At 50.7% G+C, this 20,383-nt stretch carries 11 protein-coding genes; 10 read left to right on the forward strand and 1 reads right to left on the reverse strand.

From position 1 onward, the window contains the following. Nucleotides 1–383: 383 nt before the first annotated feature. Nucleotides 384–1,943, forward strand: coding sequence for a DEAD/DEAH box helicase (locus ACDJ58_RS29390; protein ID WP_413374245.1), 1,560 nt, complete (start codon nt 384–386; stop codon nt 1,941–1,943). A gap of 235 nt (nt 1,944–2,178) precedes the next feature. On the opposite strand, the gene ACDJ58_RS29395 is transcribed toward ACDJ58_RS29390, so the two are convergent. After that, complete coding sequence (locus ACDJ58_RS29395) at nt 2,179–3,111, reverse strand: hypothetical protein (RefSeq protein ID WP_413374246.1); 933 nt, start codon at nt 3,109–3,111, stop codon at nt 2,179–2,181. A gap of 536 nt (nt 3,112–3,647) precedes the next feature. Here ACDJ58_RS29395 and ACDJ58_RS29400 point away from each other — a divergent pair. From ACDJ58_RS29400 to ACDJ58_RS29440, 9 genes are all read left to right on the forward strand, one after another. Beyond that, nucleotides 3,648–5,441, forward strand: coding sequence for a vWA domain-containing protein (locus ACDJ58_RS29400; RefSeq protein WP_413374247.1), 1,794 nt, complete (start codon nt 3,648–3,650; stop codon nt 5,439–5,441). Between the two features lie 18 nt (nt 5,442–5,459). Next, nucleotides 5,460–8,849 (forward strand): tubulin-like doman-containing protein, encoded by a 3,390-nt coding sequence (locus ACDJ58_RS29405; RefSeq protein ID WP_413374248.1) that lies wholly within the window; start codon nt 5,460–5,462, stop codon nt 8,847–8,849. A 1-nt stretch (nt 8,850) separates the two neighbouring features. Next, complete coding sequence (locus ACDJ58_RS29410) at nt 8,851–11,376, forward strand: transcription initiation factor TFIID (RefSeq protein WP_413374249.1); 2,526 nt, start codon at nt 8,851–8,853, stop codon at nt 11,374–11,376. Nucleotides 11,377–11,522: 146 nt separating this feature from the next. Beyond that, nucleotides 11,523–12,806: a vWA domain-containing protein gene (locus ACDJ58_RS29415; protein ID WP_413374250.1), complete on the forward strand. Its 1,284-nt coding sequence runs from the start codon at nt 11,523–11,525 to the stop codon at nt 12,804–12,806. Between the two features lie 19 nt (nt 12,807–12,825). Next, nucleotides 12,826–13,473, forward strand: coding sequence for a beta-mannanase (locus ACDJ58_RS29420; protein ID WP_413374251.1), 648 nt, complete (start codon nt 12,826–12,828; stop codon nt 13,471–13,473). 203 nt (nt 13,474–13,676) lie between these two features. Further along, nucleotides 13,677–14,936 (forward strand): TRAFAC clade GTPase domain-containing protein, encoded by a 1,260-nt coding sequence (locus tag ACDJ58_RS29425; RefSeq protein WP_024632789.1) that lies wholly within the window; start codon nt 13,677–13,679, stop codon nt 14,934–14,936. Further along, nucleotides 14,933–18,100, forward strand: coding sequence for a hypothetical protein (locus ACDJ58_RS29430; protein ID WP_413374252.1), 3,168 nt, complete (start codon nt 14,933–14,935; stop codon nt 18,098–18,100). The genes ACDJ58_RS29425 and ACDJ58_RS29430 overlap by 4 nt, the downstream gene beginning before the upstream one ends. A 435-nt stretch (nt 18,101–18,535) precedes the next feature. Further along, complete coding sequence (locus tag ACDJ58_RS29435) at nt 18,536–19,423, forward strand: ABC transporter ATP-binding protein (protein ID WP_413374253.1); 888 nt, start codon at nt 18,536–18,538, stop codon at nt 19,421–19,423. A 90-nt stretch (nt 19,424–19,513) separates the two neighbouring features. Further along, nucleotides 19,514–20,326, forward strand: a complete 813-nt coding sequence (locus tag ACDJ58_RS29440) for a ferric iron reductase (RefSeq protein ID WP_413374254.1) — start codon at nt 19,514–19,516, stop codon at nt 20,324–20,326. The last annotated feature ends 57 nt before the right edge of the window (nt 20,327–20,383 follow it).

The following is a 20,383-nucleotide window of genomic DNA, read 5'->3' on the forward strand; positions in this document are numbered from 1 at the left end:
GGATCATGACAGGGACGGCCCTTTTTTTGTATACGTCAGCAAAATGCTTAGTTAGTTGAGGTCTATAGCGTGGCTGAAGTTCGTCACAATTTCTTAGAGTGCCATGACTGCGGTATAAGGTCTGTATGATTCGTTAACGCTTTAAATACAACGATCCGGGACATTTGTGGACAAATGCAGGAAAGTAACGCCTGATCCCCTTTTGTTTTGCTTGACTAACGTGTAAACTACAGGGTATGGAGAAGAAGAGCAACGGACCGATTGCTTTTTAAAAAATTCATTTCATAATCATGATTGATATACGGAAAACTAGTCTTGATTGAAGCCAAGTGAAAGCAATTATGAAATGGACTTATCTAAATGAATAAACAGAGGTGTAACGATTGGCAAACTTTGAACAACTGGGCATTCGCCCGGAATGGTGCGAGATCCTGAAACATCAGGGCATCGCCGTGCCGACTCCGGTACAGGAACGTTCGATTCCGGTATTGCTGGGTGGGCGCGATATTATTGCTGAGGCACAGACAGGTACAGGGAAAACGTTAGCTTTTTTGCTGCCGATTATTCAGAAAATTAACGTATCCGACCGCTCGCCGCAAGCACTGATTATTGCCCCTACGCGGGAGCTGGCGCTGCAAATTACGGAAGAAGCGAAGAAACTGACTGCAAACGACGATAAACTGCATGTTCTCGCGGTATACGGCGGACAAGATGTGGACAAACAGCTCCGCAAACTGCAAAACGGAACACAGATCGTGATTGGTACGCCGGGACGTCTCCTGGACCATCTGCGTCGTGGCACGTTGAAGCTGGATAATGTTAAGAAACTCGTGTTGGATGAAGCCGACCAAATGCTGCACATGGGCTTCCTGGATGATGTAGAGACCATTCTTAGTGAGCTGCCACACAAACGTCAGACGATGCTGTTCTCGGCAACGATGCCGAAGGGCATTCGCAACCTGGCGAAGAACTACATGAAAGACCCGGAGGATGTGAAGGTATCCTCCAAGTCTGTGATTCCGATCAATCAGATTCGCCAGCAGGTGCTGGAGTGTACGGATCGTGGCAAACTTGAGGCACTTCGCGGCATGATTGATACGTATCGCCCGTACCTGGCGATTGTTTTCTGCCGGACCAAGCGCCGTGCATCCAAGCTGAATGAAGATCTGCGTGAAGCAGGTTATGCGAGCGATGAACTTCATGGTGATTTGTCTCAATCCAAGCGTGAGAACGTAATGAAAGCATTCCGCGACGCGAAATTGCAAATCCTCGTTGCTACGGATGTTGCGGCACGCGGACTGGATGTTGAAGGCGTAACGCATGTATTCAACTACGATATGCCACATGATGCGGAAAGCTATATCCACCGGATCGGCCGTACGGGTCGTGCTGGCGGCACGGGCCTTGCCGTGACATTTGCAACACAGCACGACAGACCGGAGCTTGCTCGTATTGAGGAAGGCACCAATCAGAAGCTGTCCCGTATCCAGTGGACAAGTGAAGGTCCGGTAGCATCAACTGGTGCAAATAGACGTTCCATCAACAGTCAGGATGATGAAGAACGTTCTGGCGGACGCTCCGCTGGGACTGGCAGTGCTCGTCGCGGCGCAGGTCGTACCGGCCGCAGCGAAGGCGGACGTGGTGGTCGTGGTGGTTCCCGTGGCGGCGAAGGTGGACGCAGCGGTGGTCGTAGTGGCGGCCGCAGTGGCGACGAGCGCAGCGCAGGCCGTGGTTCCGCGCGCAGCAGCGACAGCAGTCGCGGTGCAGCGGGTCAAGGCGGGCGTGGTGCAGGTCGCAGCGGCGATGAGCGCAGCAGCGGCTGGGGCGGCCGTAGCGCCGACAAGCGCAGCTCCGGGCGCAGCAGTGAAGGTTCACGCCGACCGGACTCCGCAGGACGTGGGCCAGCCAAGAGCGACCGCCGCGATTCTCGTCGCGGGCGGTAATAACGATAAAACCTATGGCAAGTAGTCTGGAAGAACGCCATACATTTTCCAAATATCAAAACACCTCATCCTAGACCTAAGGATGGGGTGTTTTTTCGTCGAAGCTTATATGATAAAAACTATACAATGTCAGACGTAATTCCAGTACGCATGCAGGGGTAAACGAATTTTGGTTCGTCTATATACAGGGATTGAGTTTGCACTAATTTACATTTCGAGTCCATATACATCAGCTCTACACACGAACATCTGCGTACGAATCCCGATATTTCTCGTTATACACCCGACCAACCGACTCCGCCAGACCACCGCGTGCCTTACCAGGATACAGCTCCAGAGTTCGATAGAGCCGCATAAACCGATCTTTGGGCATAAAGCGCGCGTAGCGGGTAATAAGACTTGGGAACAACTCAATATATTTACTCTTGCGTACAGCAGCGGCGGCTACAGCCGTCAGAATCTGAATCCCGTTGTGCAGCTGCAAAATATTCACTTCGTACGTGGCGATATACCGGATCGCATCTTCACGGACCAATTCGGGCTTCAGCCGTGCGATTTCACCGATATATTCAGCGAGCAGCCGCTCGAAGCTGCGCAGCAGCAGAGGTTTGAGCTGCAGGTCCATATCACTGCGCAGCACGAAGGATTGCAGCAGCGCAACCTGCTGCAGACGAATCCGGTCGTTATAGACGAGTGAACCGATCTCCCTGAGCATTTCATAGGCTAGCGCTTCATCCTGCTTGCGCGCTTCTGCGACAAGAGCCCAATTCCGGTTAATACCTTGGCGAATCGCTTCCTCATCCTGACGCAGCATGCGTTTGAGTTCACGCTGCTGTTCAACTTGGAAGGATCGCTTTTGTATGAAGATCAATCCAGCCAAAAGTAGCAGGGAGACGCTGGCCGCCGCCATCGTTTGGTCTATGGTTTCACCAAAATAGGTAGCGACTGCACCAAGTATTACCGTGATGAACAGGTCGCGTGCGATCCGGCGTTTGACGCGGGAAGAGGCACGCTCTTCCACAGTAGCAAGGGTGCCGCGTCCACAGGCGGTACAGTGATCCTCCCACAGGCAGGTATACTGGCCGCACCGCTTGCAGACACGCAACTTTTGAAATGCATGCGTTGTTCTTATAAAAGGTCTGATGGATACAACTTGTTTAGTGCTCATGCTCAATCACGCTCGCCATTCAGAATAGTGTAGAGGGTTCGATCCGCATCTTCCCTGGAAACGGGTTTGCGCCGATGAAGCAGGAACGCAATCACCTTTATAATGACAAAAAGAAACAATATGGCGAGGCATCCGTATGTAACCATAATCCGTTCCTTTCTATGGCTTGATCATTTTGCTTATATTATAAGATGAACTATTGTTTGCACACTCGAGCCACTTCGATGGCAGAACAACCTTTTTGCCCTCTGCGTTAGCGTGTGATTCATATATTCATCTTATAGACGATAATGTTTACTGATCAAGCGTCGTTATATTGCAGTTTGCTGGCAATAACTATATCATATTTCCATAGTTGGAACTTTCATGCCAGTTAATGACGTGAATTCGTCGATTTTTGTCAGTCATTACAAAACTGTAACTGAAGATAGGGGTGCTTTTCAGAATTTATTAGTAGACTGTTAAGATTTCCTTAAGGCTTGACGCCTATAATAAACTATTCCCATTTTAATCTCAAACGTGAAGGAGTACACCCAATGCTGCGGACAAGCAAAATACGCTGGCTCAGCGGAACTCTGGTTCTGCTGGCATTTCTAACGCTGCTGCTACCTCAGGCGTTGCTGCCACATGCTGCAGCGGCTCAGGCACAGACAAGCGGAATCGATGCGGTACTTGTAGCCGATGTAAGTAATTCAATGAATACAAGTGACCGTGACAAGATCAGCAATGAAGCCATGAAAATGTTTATTGATATGCTGCCGGTCCAGGGGGACAAGGTAGGGATTGTTGCTTACACCGATCAGGTGGAGCGGGAAAAGGCATTGCTGGAGATTCAGTCCGATGCGGACAAGAGCAGCCTGAAAGATTTTATTGATCAGCTCGGCCGAGGGCCGTATACCGATATCTCTGTCGGGGTGGCTGAAGCAGTGAATGTGCTGAACCATGGGGCAGACGCATCTCACTCGCCAATGATCGTGCTGCTGGCTGACGGCAACAACGATTTTAACAAATCCAAAGGTCGCACCCAGTCTCAGTCCGATGCGGATCTGGCAAAGGCCGTCAAGGAAGCACAGGATCAGGGAATTCCCGTCTATACGATTGGACTGAACGCAGACGGCAAACTGAACAAGGACGCACTTGCAGATCTGGCTCAGCAGACTGGAGGCAAGTCCTTTATTACAGATACGCCGGATGATCTGCCGCAGATTCTGAGTGAGATTTTTGCCGATCATGCCAAACTGAATGTCGTGAAGCTGCCCTCCATTACAGGAAACGGCAGTTATCAGGAAGTTACCGTGAACGTACCGAACGACAGTGTACTTGAAGCCAATATTTCGATCATGTCTTCAAAACAAGTTCAGATTGAATTAACCGATCCTTCGGGCAAGGCCGTGGATCTGAACTCTGACGCAGCCAAGCTCTCAACTTCGAAGAGTTATTCCTTGGTGAAGCTGCTCAAGCCTCAGGAAGGCGACTGGAAACTTCGGGTAAAAGGGGCTCCGAAAGACAGCATCGATATCAACCTGTTGTTCAACTATGATCTCCAGCTCGTTGTGGACCCAATTAAGACCAAGTCCTATACGAAGGGCGACAAAGTCGATCTGACCGCCAAGCTGGAGAATGGAGGGCAGCCGCTGCAGGATAATGATCTGTATGCCGATATGAAGGCGACCTTGGTCGTAAACGATCAGGATACAGGCAAAAGCACAGAACAGCCGCTCGAAAACACGGGTACCGGGTTCGCCGGAACGTTTGAAGTGCCGGACAACCATAACTACGAGCTTGTTATCCGTGCAGAAGAAGACAGCTTCTACCGGGAAAGTGCTCCGATTACGATCAATGCGAGCGGAGCAGCCGGTAGCGGAACTCAGCCGACGACTCCTGCGGGCGAGCAGGACAAGCCGTTTCCATGGTTGCCTGTTATTTTGGGCGTGATCGCCTTGATCGTGGTAGCTGTGGGTGTATGGTTCCTGCTAGGCTGGTTGAAACGCAAAAACCGTGGATTTGTCGGACAGATGGTTGTCGAAATTCGTGATGAGAATACCGGGGACAAGTCGTACCCGCAATATAAAAAGCTGGCATCCTTCCGGGGCAGATTCCATCTGCACCAGCTGTTACAGCTGGACCCTGAATTGAAGGAAACCGAGAAATATGTATTTACACCCAGCAATGGGGATCGAATTATAATCCGTAACACCGCTGGCGGAACGCTGGAGAAATCCGGCCGTGCCGTTGATGCAAGCTCAGGCGTTGAACTGAAGAACGGTGACCGACTGAGCATCCCGCTGCAACAGGCGGACAAGACCATTTTAATTGAGTATCTGGTGTAATCCAAGGGAGGACAACGAATGAAACCGATTGTTAGAGAACATATTCAGCAACTGGATGTATCGCTTGGCGGAGGGATTGTCAGTGAGAAAATCAGAGTCGATACGATTGATAACCCGATTCTGATTATCGGTCTTGGAGGAACAGGTATTGATGCGCTATTGCGTCTTAAATACCAGATTAACCGACGTTTCAAGCTGCCACAGGACCCGGTATCCAAGAAAAAAATGGACAAACCGTCCAACGTGGAATTTCTTGCTTTTGAAACGAACGAACAGGATCGCGCCAAAAAGTATAAAGGCATCGGACTCGATCCAATTAATGAATTCGTATTGCTGTCCAATGCCGAAATTGGTGGACTACTTCAGAACCGCAGCGTATTGGAGCCGTATATTACGGACTGGCTGTCTCCGGAACTGAGCATCACCGATGGCATGAACGGCGCCGCAGGGGTGCGTCAAGCTGGACGTTTGCTGCTTTTCACCAAGATTAACCAGGTCGTGCAGGCGATCGACAAAAAAATCAAAACATTATCTGTAGGTACCAACAAAAAACTGATGGTGTTCCTGCTGACAGGTCTTTCCGGCGGTACGGGCAGTGGTTGCTTCCTCGATATCTCCTATATCGTGCGCGGGATTATCGAACGTGATCACGGCTCTGCCGGGATTGACCGCGTGAACACACTGGGATATCTGTTCACCCCAGACGTGAACCTGTCCAACAAAAGCTTGAGTGAACACACTCGTGAATATATCCGCAAGAATGGCTACGCTGCGCTCAAGGAATTGGATTACTGGATGAACGTGGATAGCCGGGGAGAGCGTTTCTCTCAGAAATACGGCAATATTCTGACCGTAAATTCACCGCTACCGCCGTTTAACCTGTGTCATCTGATTTCCGCAACCAACACGGAAGGTAAACTGCTGGAGAACGCTTATGATTACTGCATGAACGTCACCGCCGAGAACATCACCAACTTTATGGCGAGTGAGGAAAAGCAATCCGGCGAGGAGTTTGCCATTCACGATTATATTAGCAACATTCGTACGAACATTGCGCAGATGAACAAAGCCTACCCGGCCAACTATGATTACAACATTATCGGTGCATCCTCAGCGGTACTGCCGATTGAAGAAATGACAACCTATCTGGCTTACCGCATGTTCGACAAAATGAGCACCATGTTCTCCAAAGCACCGAACCAGGAGGATACCGAGAAGTTTGCCCGCAAGCTGGGCATTGATCTCGAAAGTGTGGTCAAGTCCTTCGAAGCCCGTGTGCCGGAGCCGCTGCCAGGTTACCAGAACAGTGAGCGTCTGTCTTATGGCAATGTGGTGAAATCACAGGTCGTGAACATGGACACCGAACTGGAGCAGAACTTCCTGGCTCGTGCCCGTGAGGAATATATCAAGGCGAAGAAGCAACTGCCGGGTGAGATCGCGGGTCAGTTCACCGAACAGATCCGACGTATGTTTTTGCATCCTGAACAGGGTCCGTTCTATGTCTCCCGTCTGATCTACACGGAAAAAGGCTTCTGTGTACTGAAGATGATTCAGTCGTACATTGAAACTCTGCGTGAGAATGCCTTCCGCATTCCACGTGACATTGAGGCCGCTCAAGAGCAGTCCGAAGAGAAGCTGGGCGATGCGAAGAGTGCGTTTGTCTCCAAAGAGAAGAAGAAGAATGCTTATATTGAAGCAAAAATTCATGAGTACTGGCTGCATGCCGATGTGGAACGCAACGATCAGATGATCGAGTTCTACGAGGATCTGTACGAATTGCTGAACCAGGAAAACAGCCGCATTTATAACGTATTTACTGAAACGCTGAATGCACTCAGCTCGATTTTCTCCAAAAACGGGGATATCCTGACACGCGGCGAAGAACAGTCCGATCACAAAGGCAACAAAACGTATTACTGGAACGTTGTAAGTGTGCCGGATATCGTCAGTGTGGTGGATGGACTGCTGGACAAGCGTGATACGGATGACCTAATCCGCGACTTCTCGCGTGAATTGCTGGAGAACTCCAGCCAGTGGGTCAAAGAAAACGAGATCGATATCGTCAGTTCCATCTCTGATTTCCTGACCGAGAAGTTCGGCGATCTGATTACCCGCTCGATGGAGGACTTCCTGGTTATCAAGTATGGACAGGATGAGTCGGTCGAGAAATTCGTGGAACGCTTCATTGCAGGCAAACTGGATGATGAGGCGGTTCCGGTGTTCAATCTGAGCAACAGCACAGGCAGTCTGCATTTCCCATCCTGGGGATTCGTATCGGTGCCAGCACAGGCGCCGGGCATTCTGAGAGGGATTCGCAACTATCAGAACAATGCGGTGGGCAAATCCCATTTTACCGTCAAGGAAAGTGAAGTGCGCAACCGAATCTTCTGGCTGAACACTCGCAACGGGGTACCACTGTTTGTGTATACACCGCTCAAAGTATATGAGGAAAGTTATGAACGTACCATTTTGGACAAAGAAGGTATCGGCCGCCATCTGGTGCAAACCGAGAAGAATAACTGGACCTATCTGCCGTCGCCAATCCCTGAAAAGTCCTGGGGAGATGTGTACGAGAACGCCCGGGTGAAGCAGTATAACGCCCGTGTACGTACCGAATTCGAGCAGGCGATTGGATACAAGATTGTTACAGCCAAAACGATTGACGAAAATACTAGCAACCGTTATGCAGTTGTTACGACCGAACCGTTTGACCTGTCCGCGAAGCTCGGTGCCTACGACATGCGCCTGACGTCCACTACGCCGAACCTGGGTGAAGTGAAGCGGGCAGTCATGGAATTGAAACGCCTGCAATCCGAAGGATTGCCGAGGGTGTCGGTGAAGGACATTTTCGGAAGTATTAATGAAGATATGGCCAAAGAAAACCTGGTGCGTTCCCCGCAGCTGATCGCGCGGGTACGTGAAGAACTGGCGAAGATGAACGCTATCTCAGCCAAAGTCGCTGAGCTGGAAGGTATTCTCGCCCAGCATCAGGACGAGGAGCAGTGGTATGACCGCTTCATCGAAGCACTCTACACCGATACTATCGTGAAGAAAGGCGCGTTGTACGTCTATGACCGTGATCCGGAAGAAGACGCATGGGAGCCGTTTGCGAACCTGATGAAGAGCCGTAACTTTGCCGAATATGAAGTGTTTGGCAATTTCCGTGGACTGGCGGAGAAGGATCGCAGCACATTGCTGCGAAAAGCGTCCCGTCGCGATAACGACCTGACCGCTTCCGAAGATATCACGCCATTGCTTACGAAGTTGGATGATCTGGCTGCATTGTTCATGGAATCCCGTGATCGTCTGGAATACGAGCGAGTGGAATTGGCGAACGGGGAAGACATCTACCAGTTCTACAGAACGATGTCATCGAAACTGAATGACATTCGCAGAAGGCTGAAGTAAGATGGCGGCCGGGATGGAGTTCAGCTCGAACAATGCCCTGAAGCGCAATCTGGAAAAGTATGCGGCACAGTATGCAACAGAGCAGGAGCGTCAAGGCAGCCTGGGTGATGGTCGCAGCAGCATCCATTACCCCGCGTTGTTCCTGTTCGTGGGTGATCAGGTCGCTCCGGCAGTGTCTGCTGTCCAGGAAATCAACCGGCTGAAGTGGGATAACGGAGAAGGCGTAGTCTATGTACAGATTGGGACCGAGAACCAAGAGGATGCCCGTCATCGTGACCGTGACACCATGGGAACGAAGAATGACCATTACAGCGCGGGTGCTCATTCAGGATATGCGCGCGCTGACGGCTTGGATGATGCAAGGAGTGGCAGCGCTTCTGATGACGGTCAGGTGACCCGTCATGTGCTTCCCTTGTCCACCATACAGACGGATCGACCTTCCAAAACGCTTCGCAAGGATGTGCATCGCAGTTTCCACGATTCAGATCAGGCACTCTTTGGTCTGAATCGTACCTTGCGGCGGGTGAGTAATCGTATTGCCGAATATGGACGCCTATATTCATCGTTCGATCGAATCTACGTGACCGTTGTGACCAGGGCAGATGATCCATTGAATGTATTGTTGCCGGAGCTTACCAAGCTGACCGAGACGATACTGGCTCAATCCTTCAAGTCGGTACAGACCGATTTGCATGTGCTGGTCAGCGAGATGGAGCAGGTCGATTCCTTTGGATATGCAAGCGCGGCGGGACTCGCTTTTCTGCGGGAACTGGATTACATGCAGGGGCTGGACTATACGTTCAGTGGCAATCTGCTGGTTACGGAGGACGGTATCTCCATTCCGGTTGTACATCCCACTTCTCCGTTATTCGATCTCGTATATATTTTGTCAGACAAAAACGAGCGGGGAACCGGCGTACCTGGCGGGTGGATCGAAAATGCCGAGATCATCTGCCGAATCTGTCTGCTCAAGAATCGGAAGCAGGATGCAGATAGCTCCGGTTCAAGCACAGGGGCCAATACGTATAACAATACGTCGTTCAAAAATAACATTCGTACGAACTCGGATCAGCTTGGTTACGCCAGCGCAGGTTTTGCCGAGATTAGACGGCCGAACAAACCCATTGCACTCGCGGTGTTGTATCACCTGTATCGTTATTTGCTTGAACGGATGCGGCAGGAACCCGAGTGGAGCATTAAGGACAAGCTCGCCTTCTTCGGACTGGATGGGGCTTCGGTAGAGCGCAAAGTGGAAGGGATTCTTCCCGATGAGGATCTGGTGAGCGGCATGAGCGGCATAATGACGCATAACGTCAGCTTCACCGATCTGAAGCCGCTCTCGCTGCGTGAAGCGGAGAGAGCACTGTTTGGGCAGGGGGCAGAGGCGTACTTCCGTGATAATGTGGTCCGTCTTGCCGAGGAACGAGTACGTCAGGGCAGCACAGAAGGCTCCCTTCGTCGCCAAGCCGAGCAATCGCGCACGGAGCATCCTGAGGTTGGCTATTTTCAGTGGGCTGCCTGGAGTGACAACGGGTTCGGCAGTGTGCGTGAGGCATTGCTTGGATTGATTCGTGATAAATCGGTGCAGCTTGAATCCGCACGTGCCTTGCTTGAGCAGCGTCAGCAGGAGAGAGTAGAGGATCAGTCGTTCAAACGGGCCTTGTTCCGTGACAAACAGAACGTGCGGAACCTGATCGATTGTTTGCTGGAGCGTGTGTATGTGCCCAAAGTTGAATTGCTGCGCCTGGAGAATGAATTGCAGCTGCTTCGTGTCTACGACACAGAGATGGAACAACTGCATACGTTCAGCCGGAGCGTAACGGAAACACTGGCAACACTGGAACGTGTTTTGCGTGAGACAGCGGTAGAGAGCATAGCGGCTGCAGATGAATATATCGGTCAGAATGTAATGGAGTATTATGGCAAAGTGACGGAAGCGCTGATTGCAGATTTGGAGGCAAAGCGTGGACGGGATGTCTGGTTTGAGGACCGCCATATGGGGGATATGAACCGGCTTGCCACAGAAGGAAACGAGCGACTTCTGCAACGCCTGATGGAGGTATGTCATGTGATGCTGCTTACAGCAGAACCGCTCCGGGTACCTTTCGAAGAAGAATTGCTGTTACGGGCGAATGTTACAATTACCTATGGCGACAAAAATGTACTGACCCGTGATGATCTGTTCCGCCGATTGTATCGCACACTGGAGGAGCAGGCGGTCGTTCGGGTAAGAGTATTCGACTATACGCAGGAACATCGTTATGAAGAAAAATATTTCTTTGGTGATCACCATAGTGCCTTCATGGACTACGCGGCGTATGCCGAAGAAACGTCACGGATCTATAAGCTGGGTGTGGTATATGAAGAACGAAGCAGTGGTGTGGAGAAGCTGAATCTGATGGGAGGCTTCCATCTGGAAGACCTGATGGTGTATCGCAATGGTCGGGTGTATTACGATTCGTATACGGAGAATGGTTATGAGCTCCATCCCTCCGATCTGGCCGAGAAGCTGTCACCCATGCGTTAAAACATAAGGCGATATCTTATTTGGGCGGAAGGGAGGTACAGATCGATCCATCTGTTTCCGTCCAGTACATTAAACGTTCATTTTTCATCAACATCTTGTATTAATTCAGCCGTTCATCGGCTGGTTTGGAAAGGATGCATGCAAACATGCAGCGAAAAATCAATCTTCTCCTGGTCCTGTTCAGCCTAATTGGCGGAGCTGTGGGCTTTGCGGCTGGAGAAATCATGCTGCGTCAGTGGCTCGGGGAAATGCCCCGTCTATTGCTGATGGGATTATACTTTGGCGTGTTGGCGCTTAGCGTGGGATTATTCTGTTTACTCGCAGAGATGATCTCGCCAAAGCTGAACGGAGCTTCCTGGAAGCTGCGATATCTGGGACTATCTTGGAAACTGCTTGTTCCGGCAACGCTGGCGCTGTTGTTTGTCGTCGGACTTGCCCTGCAATTGCTCTATCAGATTAACCCAGGCGGTGTGAAGCAAGTCAAGGATATCGTGCTGATGATTGATAACTCGGGCAGTATGAGTGAGACAGACCCAGATAACGGCCGATTTGAAGCGGCCAAAACACTGATCAGCCAAATGGAAAGCGATAAACAGGTAGCGGTGATTACCTTTGATGATCAACCCGAGCTACTTCAGCCGTTCACCCCGTTGGACAGCGAAGCTGCCAAAAATGAGGTGTACAGCAAAATAGACGACATCGTGACGACCTCGGGCGGAACTAATTTCGACGCAGTGCTGCGGGAAGCGATGGAGCAGATTAAGGGCAAACAGGACCCGAAACGCGGAACGGTAGCGATTCTGCTATCCGATGGATTCAGTGATGCAGAAACATCCGGCATTTTGTCTGAGTATGCGAATGAACAGATTGCCGTCAATACGGTAGGTCTGAGTCTGGTGGATCCTTCCGGAACCGACTTACTGCGTCATATCGCACAGCAGACGGGCGGTATGTACTATGATGTACCAGATTCCGGGGGACTTAATCTGGCATTCCAGCAAATTTACGATACGATTGATGAACGAACGCTGGTGACCGAACGTACGGGCATGATGGAGCACAGTACGTATCTGGCTATTTTCCGAGTGGCTGCTTTACTGTTGATTGGTATCGCACTGGGCGTGTCGCTCGGACTTGTATTCGATAACCGTCATCTAGCACTCAGTTTCGGAATTGGTGGTGCCGTGTCTGGTTTATTGGCAGGACTTCTGCTCGAATGGGGTCTGGACGGATCAACGGTTGGTGATACATTTGTAAGATTCGGAGCGATGCTCATCTTATCTGGTGTGTTAACCCTGTTCACCTGGATCATTCCGATCAAGGAGAATACACCGCGGAAGACTCGTGGGCGCCGCGATGCTGGTGGAGGAACCAATTCGGTGGAAGGATTCGGTCAGCGGGCAAGAGATACGCGCAGCAAAGGATTTTAACGTCTGGAGGAGACGATAGATGCGTTTTACGGATGCAGACCCTTCAGCACCCCTGATTCGCAGACTGACACTTGCAGTGGATGAGAGCCAGTGCACACTTCGCTGGCTCTGGCCAGAGAGCGTGGAAGCTGTATATGTTGAACGGCTGGAGCTCGATATGATGGGTGATAATCGTACCGGGGAACAGGCTGCACAGGGCAAGCTGAAGTTATACACGAAAGAAGAATATAAGGCGAGCAATGGATATATGGATCGAATCACGGGTTTTGGTGCCATCCGTTACACGGTGTATGTGTGTCAGATGCAGGAAGACGTGCCAGTTCTGGTGCGTCAGCGTGATGGAGACAACACGGTAATTGCCAGTGCAGGCAAGGCGGATATTCGCTTTTCCATCCGATACAAGAGCGGTTTTTTTCAGAAACGAAAAAGTGTACTGATGACCGTCACAACGGAAGCACCTGTTCCGAAGGAAGCACTCTGTTATGTCCGCAAGCAAGGCGGGGTTCCGCTGAATAAGGAAGATGGCACGGTGTACCCTTTTGTGAGTGATTTTGCTCCCGGGAGAAATGAGATGCCACCCGTCGAGGTCGCCAAGGACGATTACGTGAGGTTATTCTTTACGGACGGACCAAAGTATGGAGCCGCCTATAGGCTTATATCAGACTAGATAGTTAGGCTAATTTTTTACACTGAAACGGAGAGGACAGAAATAACCTGAAAAAGCGGAGCGTTCGCCTTTATCCCCGGATTTTCCCCTTTAGAAAAGGGAATCAAAAAAATCTGGGGATAACAGCGATTGGAAGGTTACTCTGTCATCGTAGTGCAAGTGTAAATCAACTTTGTCTAACTGATCAGGGGAGGGGAGTGGCTATGAGCTTTTTTAGTCGGTTTTTGAAGAGACAGCAGCCTGAAGAGCGGCCGTTGTTTTACGATATCGTATGTCCGTATTGTTTCAGCAAGTTTTCACCGGAGGAGGTTGTGTTCCGGGCTGCACATCATCGCGACGACGATGAGGACTACGCACTTGGGGAAGATGCGAAGCTGAATCGGTATCGCGAGCGGTTTGGACTGGATACGGTGTTTGATATGGAGGCCGTGCTGGCTCCGCATGATGTACCTGAGGAACATCGCATCTATTCGGATAACATTGTGATGGGACTGAACGATCGTTACGGTGTGGTTACGCGGCGTCGGTTGTGCCCACAGTGCCATAACGAGCTGCCTGTCACTGCAGGCAAAGCACCAAGCAATATCATTTCCATTATCGGGGCATCCCAGGTGGGTAAATCCGTCTACATGACTTCATTGATTCATACATTGCAGCATTACACAGCCGATCATTTTGATGCGGCCTGCATGCCGCTGAACGCGGAGATTAGCCGCCGGTTCCGTGCCGATTATGAAGAACCGCTATTCGAGCGGGGCGATTTGCTGGATTCAACGCAGAAGGAGAAGCTGCAGGAGCCGTTTATTTTCCAGTTTGTGTTCAAGGATGAAGATAAAGCTCCGCTGACACTGGTGTTCTTTGACGTCGCTGGTGAAGGTATGGTGGAGCAGGACTACCTGGGACTTCACGGGCAGCATATCAAGAACTCGGCAGGCATTCTGTTCATGGTGGACCCGCTTCAGATTCGTTCCATCCGGGACAAAATCCGCATCAACCTCGGCAACGAGCCAGGCGAGTGGACGCCAAGATACGATGAACCGCGTGATGTGGTGTTAACGATGTTCGGTGACTTTATCGCTTACCAGGATAAGGCCAAGACGAATATTCCGACAGCCGTTGTACTCACCAAAAGCGACATGCTGCATTCCCTCAAGGATGAAGAGGGCGATTATATCAAATCCAACAGCAATGTATTCCGCAACATGGTGCACCGCGACTGGTTTGACCTGACCGAATTCGAGAATATCGACGGAGAGATCCGGCGTTTTATCGAGAAGGTGGACCGTCCGTTCAAAGGCACAATGGATGTGTACTTTAAGGATACGGCTTACTTTGCGGTGTCTGCGCTGGGAAGCAATCCGGTGGATATGAAGCTGCAAGGCGTGGTCAGTCCAATCCGTGTCGATGAGCCATTCCTCTGGCTGTTGTACAAGCTGAAGTACATTGAGGGGAGAGTGGGATGATGCGTTCTTCCATAACCCCGCCAATTGAACAACAGCTGTACACTCGAGAGCGGCGCGGGGTGTTTCGCACAACGGAGGGGTTCGATACGGTTGCCGCATCGCCGGGACTGGACCCTTCTTTTATCAAAAAAGTGCTTCATCCCTATTGCGTCTATGACGCTCCAGCGGAGCTGACGGGGCGGAGTGAGAAGGACGAGACGAAGTTCCCGCCGTCCATTCACCTGCTTCACTTGGAGAGCGGGGAGACGATTCTTGGGCAAAATGTGTACCAGTCCGTTGATTTCACCGGGCTGCGCAGCGCTTTTTTTGCCCATAACTATGTCTTGTCTCCTGAACGCTCGGAAGAGCAGATGAAGCAAGGTGGCTGGCTGGATGCTGTATTCGCCACGTCCTATGACATCGAACAAGGTACAGTGCTGCCTGCGCTTACTGAATTGCCACGAGCAGCTGGTGTTGGACAAGGCTCTCCAAGCCAAATCCTGGGCGCTCTGAAAATGGACGAGGTGGTATTCAAGCGTCTGCTCTACGCCGTCATGCAAGCTGTAGCGACACGTCGGAAGGTATATATAGCGCTGGATGTGCCCGCTGAGGAGGTTACAGCCGGAGCCAAGGGACTGCTGCGTTTGTTATTTACGGCGCTGCCTTACGCGTTCCGCCGGCAGCTCGGCTTTATGACGTTTGCGAAGGAACCGCAGGCCAAGAAAGGCATCCACCTCCAGTTTGTGGAGCGGGGCACGCTGCGTCCGAAAGATCGGAATACGGAGAAGGATTTCACCTTTGATCTGGTATCGGGCAGAGTTACCCATGCAGATGCATCTGTGGCGAGGCTTCCTTATGCGGAATTCGCCTGGTCACTGCTGCACGAGCCTGCGGCTGCCGATCCATTTTATGCTTTTGCGGATGAGATGCTGTCCGGAATGGAACCTGGACGGGAGCTCTCCATTGAAGCATACGGGGAACTTTCTATGTTCTATCGTCTGGAGCAGGGGATGGAAGATTTGTACCTGGATAACAAAAGCGATGTCCTCAGTGGCTTGCTCACCTACTTGAAACCGGAAGGCGGAGCGCAGCAACGCTCTCGTTTGAACGAGTTGTTCCTGACGTTGCTCAGTCGTGAGCTGGACAGCGTCAAACGGGAGAATGTGCCTGAAGAATCGGTTGCAGCACGCATCGGGGAGTATTTCCGGGTCGCTGCGCCAGTCGTACAGTCCCGAATCGTGGATTATTTCATCTATGGCGTTAATAACGCCCGTTCACAGAAACGTATGCGTGCCGTGCAGGAACTGTATGGCTTTCTGGATCGGGACAGCCTGTTAAGCCGTGCTTTCTTCGACAAAGTGCTGGCGAACGAATCATTGACCAAGCTGTTGTTCGAGCCCTATCTGGATAATCAGTTGAAACGCACGGAATCAGCTGCCGACGTCGTGGAAGTGATCCAGAGATGGATTACATCTCACCCGTTTGCCATTCACAATAGCTTCTTGCTGGAACGGACAGCAACCGAGCTGCGTGAACGTTTGTGTTCTGCGCCCAACCCTGTTCAGTCTGCCAATGAGGCACTTAAGCGGGTTAGTGTATTGGATCGTGTACCAGTTGCAGGCTCCTTAGACACGGGTATTACCGCCCGAATTGGCCAGTCTGGAGCTACAGTCCGCGCTAACCGGAAAGGTGGACCTGAGTCCGCTGTCCAACCACCGGCGTATCAGGAGGATTTAACCCGGCTCGCAGATAAGCTGGCTTACGTCATTAACTTGTTTATGATCCAGGATCTCGATCTGGAGCGGGTTAACCGTGAACAGCTGTTAAGCATTGATATTTTGTTGCACGGAAACGAGGTTCGGGACTGGGCTGCTCGCCAGGGCTCAGATGTATCTGCGCGTACAAACATGATGCTGGCAGCGCGGGCATGGCTTAGCGGTGAGGGGCGTGACGAAGAGGAGCTGGAATCCCTCTCCTTAGCCGAACGTAATGAGCTCCAGCGCTGGACGCGCCGCTGGCTTGCCGGAGAGCTTCGCGATCGCCCGGATACGGCTGCATTTGAAGCACTTCCGCTGGCCTTCTATCGGGGTGGCAGCGGCAGCAACAGACTCGATTATCCAGGACTTATTGAATTTATCTACAGTAGTTCAGGACGTACAGAAGTGTTGTATCAATTTATGGAGTGGTCGGGGAATCAACGCTTGTTTATTCGAGGCTCCAACGCACATAAGGGATACTCGGATGCAATCGTGGCCTATTTCAAGGCCCATGATCGCGAAGCTTTTAAGTCAAAGTCAGCTTTCAAACCCTATTATGCCAGAGCAAGCAAGACGATGAAGCCGGCCTACGACCGCGCCAGAACAGAGTTGTCTTCCCCACTGGTACGCATGCTGACAGGTAAAAGGAAAAACCTTTTTCTAGGATCGGTTATTGTCATCCTGATTCTTGGTATTGCTGGAGGCACGTATGCTTTGATGAGCGATAAGGCGGAGACACCTGCGGCATCACCTCCACCGACACAGGAGCCCGTTGTTCCCGCTGAACCTGAGGTGGAGCTCGCTGAACAGATCGCCTACCTCGTTCCTGTATCCGAAGCGGACGACGGTACACAGACGCCTGCCCAGTTAGTGATCCGTTACAGAAACGAAACGGACAGCAACGCTTTGCAAACGGGCGCTCTCCAATGGAACTTGAAAGATGGCACTACACAGGAGCTCCATGCTGAGGGTGAATGGGAGAGTTTCAACCGAAATGAGGAGCCGGATGGGGAAGGTACGGCTGGAAACAGCTCAGAGGGCACGCCTGAAGGAAGCTCTGCAGGTTCTTCTACCGATACTGCAGACGATACTCAGCAGAGCGGAGAAGCTGAGCAAGGGGCAAATTCGGCCACAACGGAGGACACCACTTCAGATCCAGCAGCAGGGATGGATGCAGGTACTGGCACAGCCTCTGACACTACGGATGAAAGCTCAGCACAGGGAGATGCAGGCGGCACCCCTTCAGATTCGTCTCAGTCTACGGGAACTGGTTCGTCTTCAGGGGGAAATCTGACTATTGCCGAAGCTGATCGTCTGTACCCCTATGGGCACCAAGTGGAGCTTCCGGCCGATATCGATCTGGAGAATATCGTGAGTGTTCAGAATGGAACGACCGTGATCAACCTAGTCCCGGAACCGAAGCTCTGAGCGGCATTACGTGAATATGTTATTAATGTGAATACAGCCACCTCGAAGAATTTCGTAGGGGCTGTATTTTTGTTTTGTTCAAGTGATGGGGAGTGACATTTACAAAATGAATCAATATAGGTCTATTTTTCACAATTCGGACACATTATTAAGATGTTGGGCAAGGATGAACATACGCAAAGCGATGAAATGCGCGTACACGATGAGAAAAGATCTCACATAAAGTGCGGACAATCTGACCGATTTCTAGTAAAACACTTCAAAAATAGCTTTCAACCATCAAGGAATTTGGTATTTAGTGTTGACAAATGATAATGATTATCAGTATCTTTAGAGTATAAATCTTGTTGCGCCGGAAATACGCTGAACTACAATTTCGTTTTCGTTGTCATAGCCGGAATACATAACCGGGATAAATGAGAGAGGGATGATCGCATGTTTCGTCTGGAGACGTCCAAGTTGGATATCGCTTATGAGGAAAGACTGATTGTTGATAATCTGAATATTCAAATTCCCCAAGGAAAAATTACAGCACTTGTTGGAGCCAATGGTTCAGGGAAGTCTACTATCCTGAAAACGATGGCACGGATCATGAATCCAAAAGCAGGTAGTGTATTGCTCGACGGGAAGTCCATCCATAAGCAGTCCACGCGTGAAGTAGCCAAGCAGCTTGCGATTTTGCCACAAAATCCAACAGCTCCCGAAGGACTTACCGTAACCGAACTGGTGTCCTACGGACGGTTCCCATATCAAAAAGGTTTTGGTTCGATGCGTGCTGAAGACAAACGCATGATTGAATGGGCTATCGAAGTGACAGGCATGACGGAGTTCCATGATCGTCCAATCGATCAACTGTCCGGTGGACAGCGTCAACGTGCCTGGATTGCCATGGCTCTTGCACAAGAGACAGACATTCTGTTCCTGGACGAGCCAACAACGTTCCTGGATATGGCTCACCAGCTTGAAGTATTGCAATTGCTAGAGCAACTGAATGCCACAGCAAACCGTACGATCGTTATGGTTGTGCATGACTTGAACCATGCTTCCCGTTATGCGCATCACATGATTGGTATTAAAAAAGGTAAAGCCATCGCTACAGGTTCACCTGTAGAGGTTATGAACTCCGATGTGCTTCGCGAAGTATTTAACATTGAAGCTGATATCGTGATTGATCCGCGTTCCGGTGTACCGCTTTGCTTGCCTTACGCCCTTGCGGGTGAACGCCAGCAATCAGCACCTCCAGAACAAATGGTCATGAACAGTGCAATGGTTCATGCTGGAGGACGGACAGAGCAACGCGTTCGTCACGCGACAGGAAGTTAATGAAACGGGCCATATGTGGTCCTAAACTATAGAATGAAGCCGCTGTGCATGATGCACGCGGCTCATTCGCATTCTAGGAGGTCTACAGGAATGGGAGAAATCAACTACACCTGGTTACAGCAATATGGACGAATAACAACCGGGACGATTGATGAACCGGTCTTTGGCATGCCTTTGACGGCATTGAGACTTCCGGAGCAGGCCAAGCTTATGCTGGAAGCTTATAATGAGCATCTTCGGGCCGATTCTCTTCGCTCAGCGGCTGTTTATTTCATGCATTCGGTTCGTGGCCTGATGATTGGGGTTCACTACATGACGGCGTTATGCGACACCTATCTGGATCTGTCTCTGGAGAACATTGATATGCGGTTGGAGGTAAAGGATGGCCGTCCGACGATTGGTTTTCAACTGAACAATGCAACCGAGCAATCACATCCGAATCAGGTGGACGGATCTCATGTCGTTCCATCCTCCTGGCGTAATGATGTATTGACAGCATATTACGGCGAGCAGCTGCGTCCACTGATTGAAGGGGTGGCTGTTGCTGGAGGAGCAAATCCAGGTCAAATGTGGGCACAACTCGCATCCATGCTGAGATGGTTCAAAACAACAGCGTTACAGATGAACATCACGGAGACGGAAGGTGAAGCGGTTGTACAAGGGTATGAGCATGTAATCGCGATGTCTCCAGAGATTCTGGGGTTGAAAAAGAACCTGTTAACCTTCAAACCGGTGGAGATTGATAATCCGCATCAACCTGGAGAAACCATGCTGATGAAGCCAGTCTGCTGCTTGCACCATCAGGTGTATGGCGGTCAGAACTTTTGCTACAGTTGTCCCAAACTGACGAAGGCAGAGCGGCAAGAGCGGTATGATGCTATTTTGGCTTCGAAATCAGGCTAAAAAGGGATATGTCCATGTCGATGGACGAAGTTTGCTTCTACGTATGAACTTGGGAGG

It is taken from the genome of Paenibacillus taichungensis (genome assembly GCF_047302525.1).
GTDB classification, from domain to species: domain Bacteria; phylum Bacillota; class Bacilli; order Paenibacillales; family Paenibacillaceae; genus Paenibacillus; species Paenibacillus taichungensis_B.

Bases quoted from the DNA above. Each gene is read 5' to 3' on its own strand.
- ACDJ58_RS29395 (WP_413374246.1), bottom strand. From the start codon at position 3,111: ATGAGCACTAAACAAGTTGTATCCATCAGACCTTTTATAAGAACAACG.
- ACDJ58_RS29400 (WP_413374247.1), top strand. From the start codon at position 3,648: ATGCTGCGGACAAGCAAAATACGCTGGCTCAGCGGAACTCTGGTTCTG.
- ACDJ58_RS29405 (WP_413374248.1), top strand. From the start codon at position 5,460: ATGAAACCGATTGTTAGAGAACATATTCAGCAACTGGATGTATCGCTT.
- ACDJ58_RS29410 (WP_413374249.1), top strand. From the start codon at position 8,851: ATGGCGGCCGGGATGGAGTTCAGCTCGAACAATGCCCTGAAGCGCAAT.
- ACDJ58_RS29415 (WP_413374250.1), top strand. From the start codon at position 11,523: ATGCAGCGAAAAATCAATCTTCTCCTGGTCCTGTTCAGCCTAATTGGC.
- ACDJ58_RS29420 (WP_413374251.1), top strand. From the start codon at position 12,826: ATGCGTTTTACGGATGCAGACCCTTCAGCACCCCTGATTCGCAGACTG.
- ACDJ58_RS29425 (WP_024632789.1), top strand. From the start codon at position 13,677: ATGAGCTTTTTTAGTCGGTTTTTGAAGAGACAGCAGCCTGAAGAGCGG.
- ACDJ58_RS29430 (WP_413374252.1), top strand. From the start codon at position 14,933: ATGATGCGTTCTTCCATAACCCCGCCAATTGAACAACAGCTGTACACT.
- ACDJ58_RS29435 (WP_413374253.1), top strand. From the start codon at position 18,536: ATGTTTCGTCTGGAGACGTCCAAGTTGGATATCGCTTATGAGGAAAGA.
- ACDJ58_RS29440 (WP_413374254.1), top strand. From the start codon at position 19,514: ATGGGAGAAATCAACTACACCTGGTTACAGCAATATGGACGAATAACA.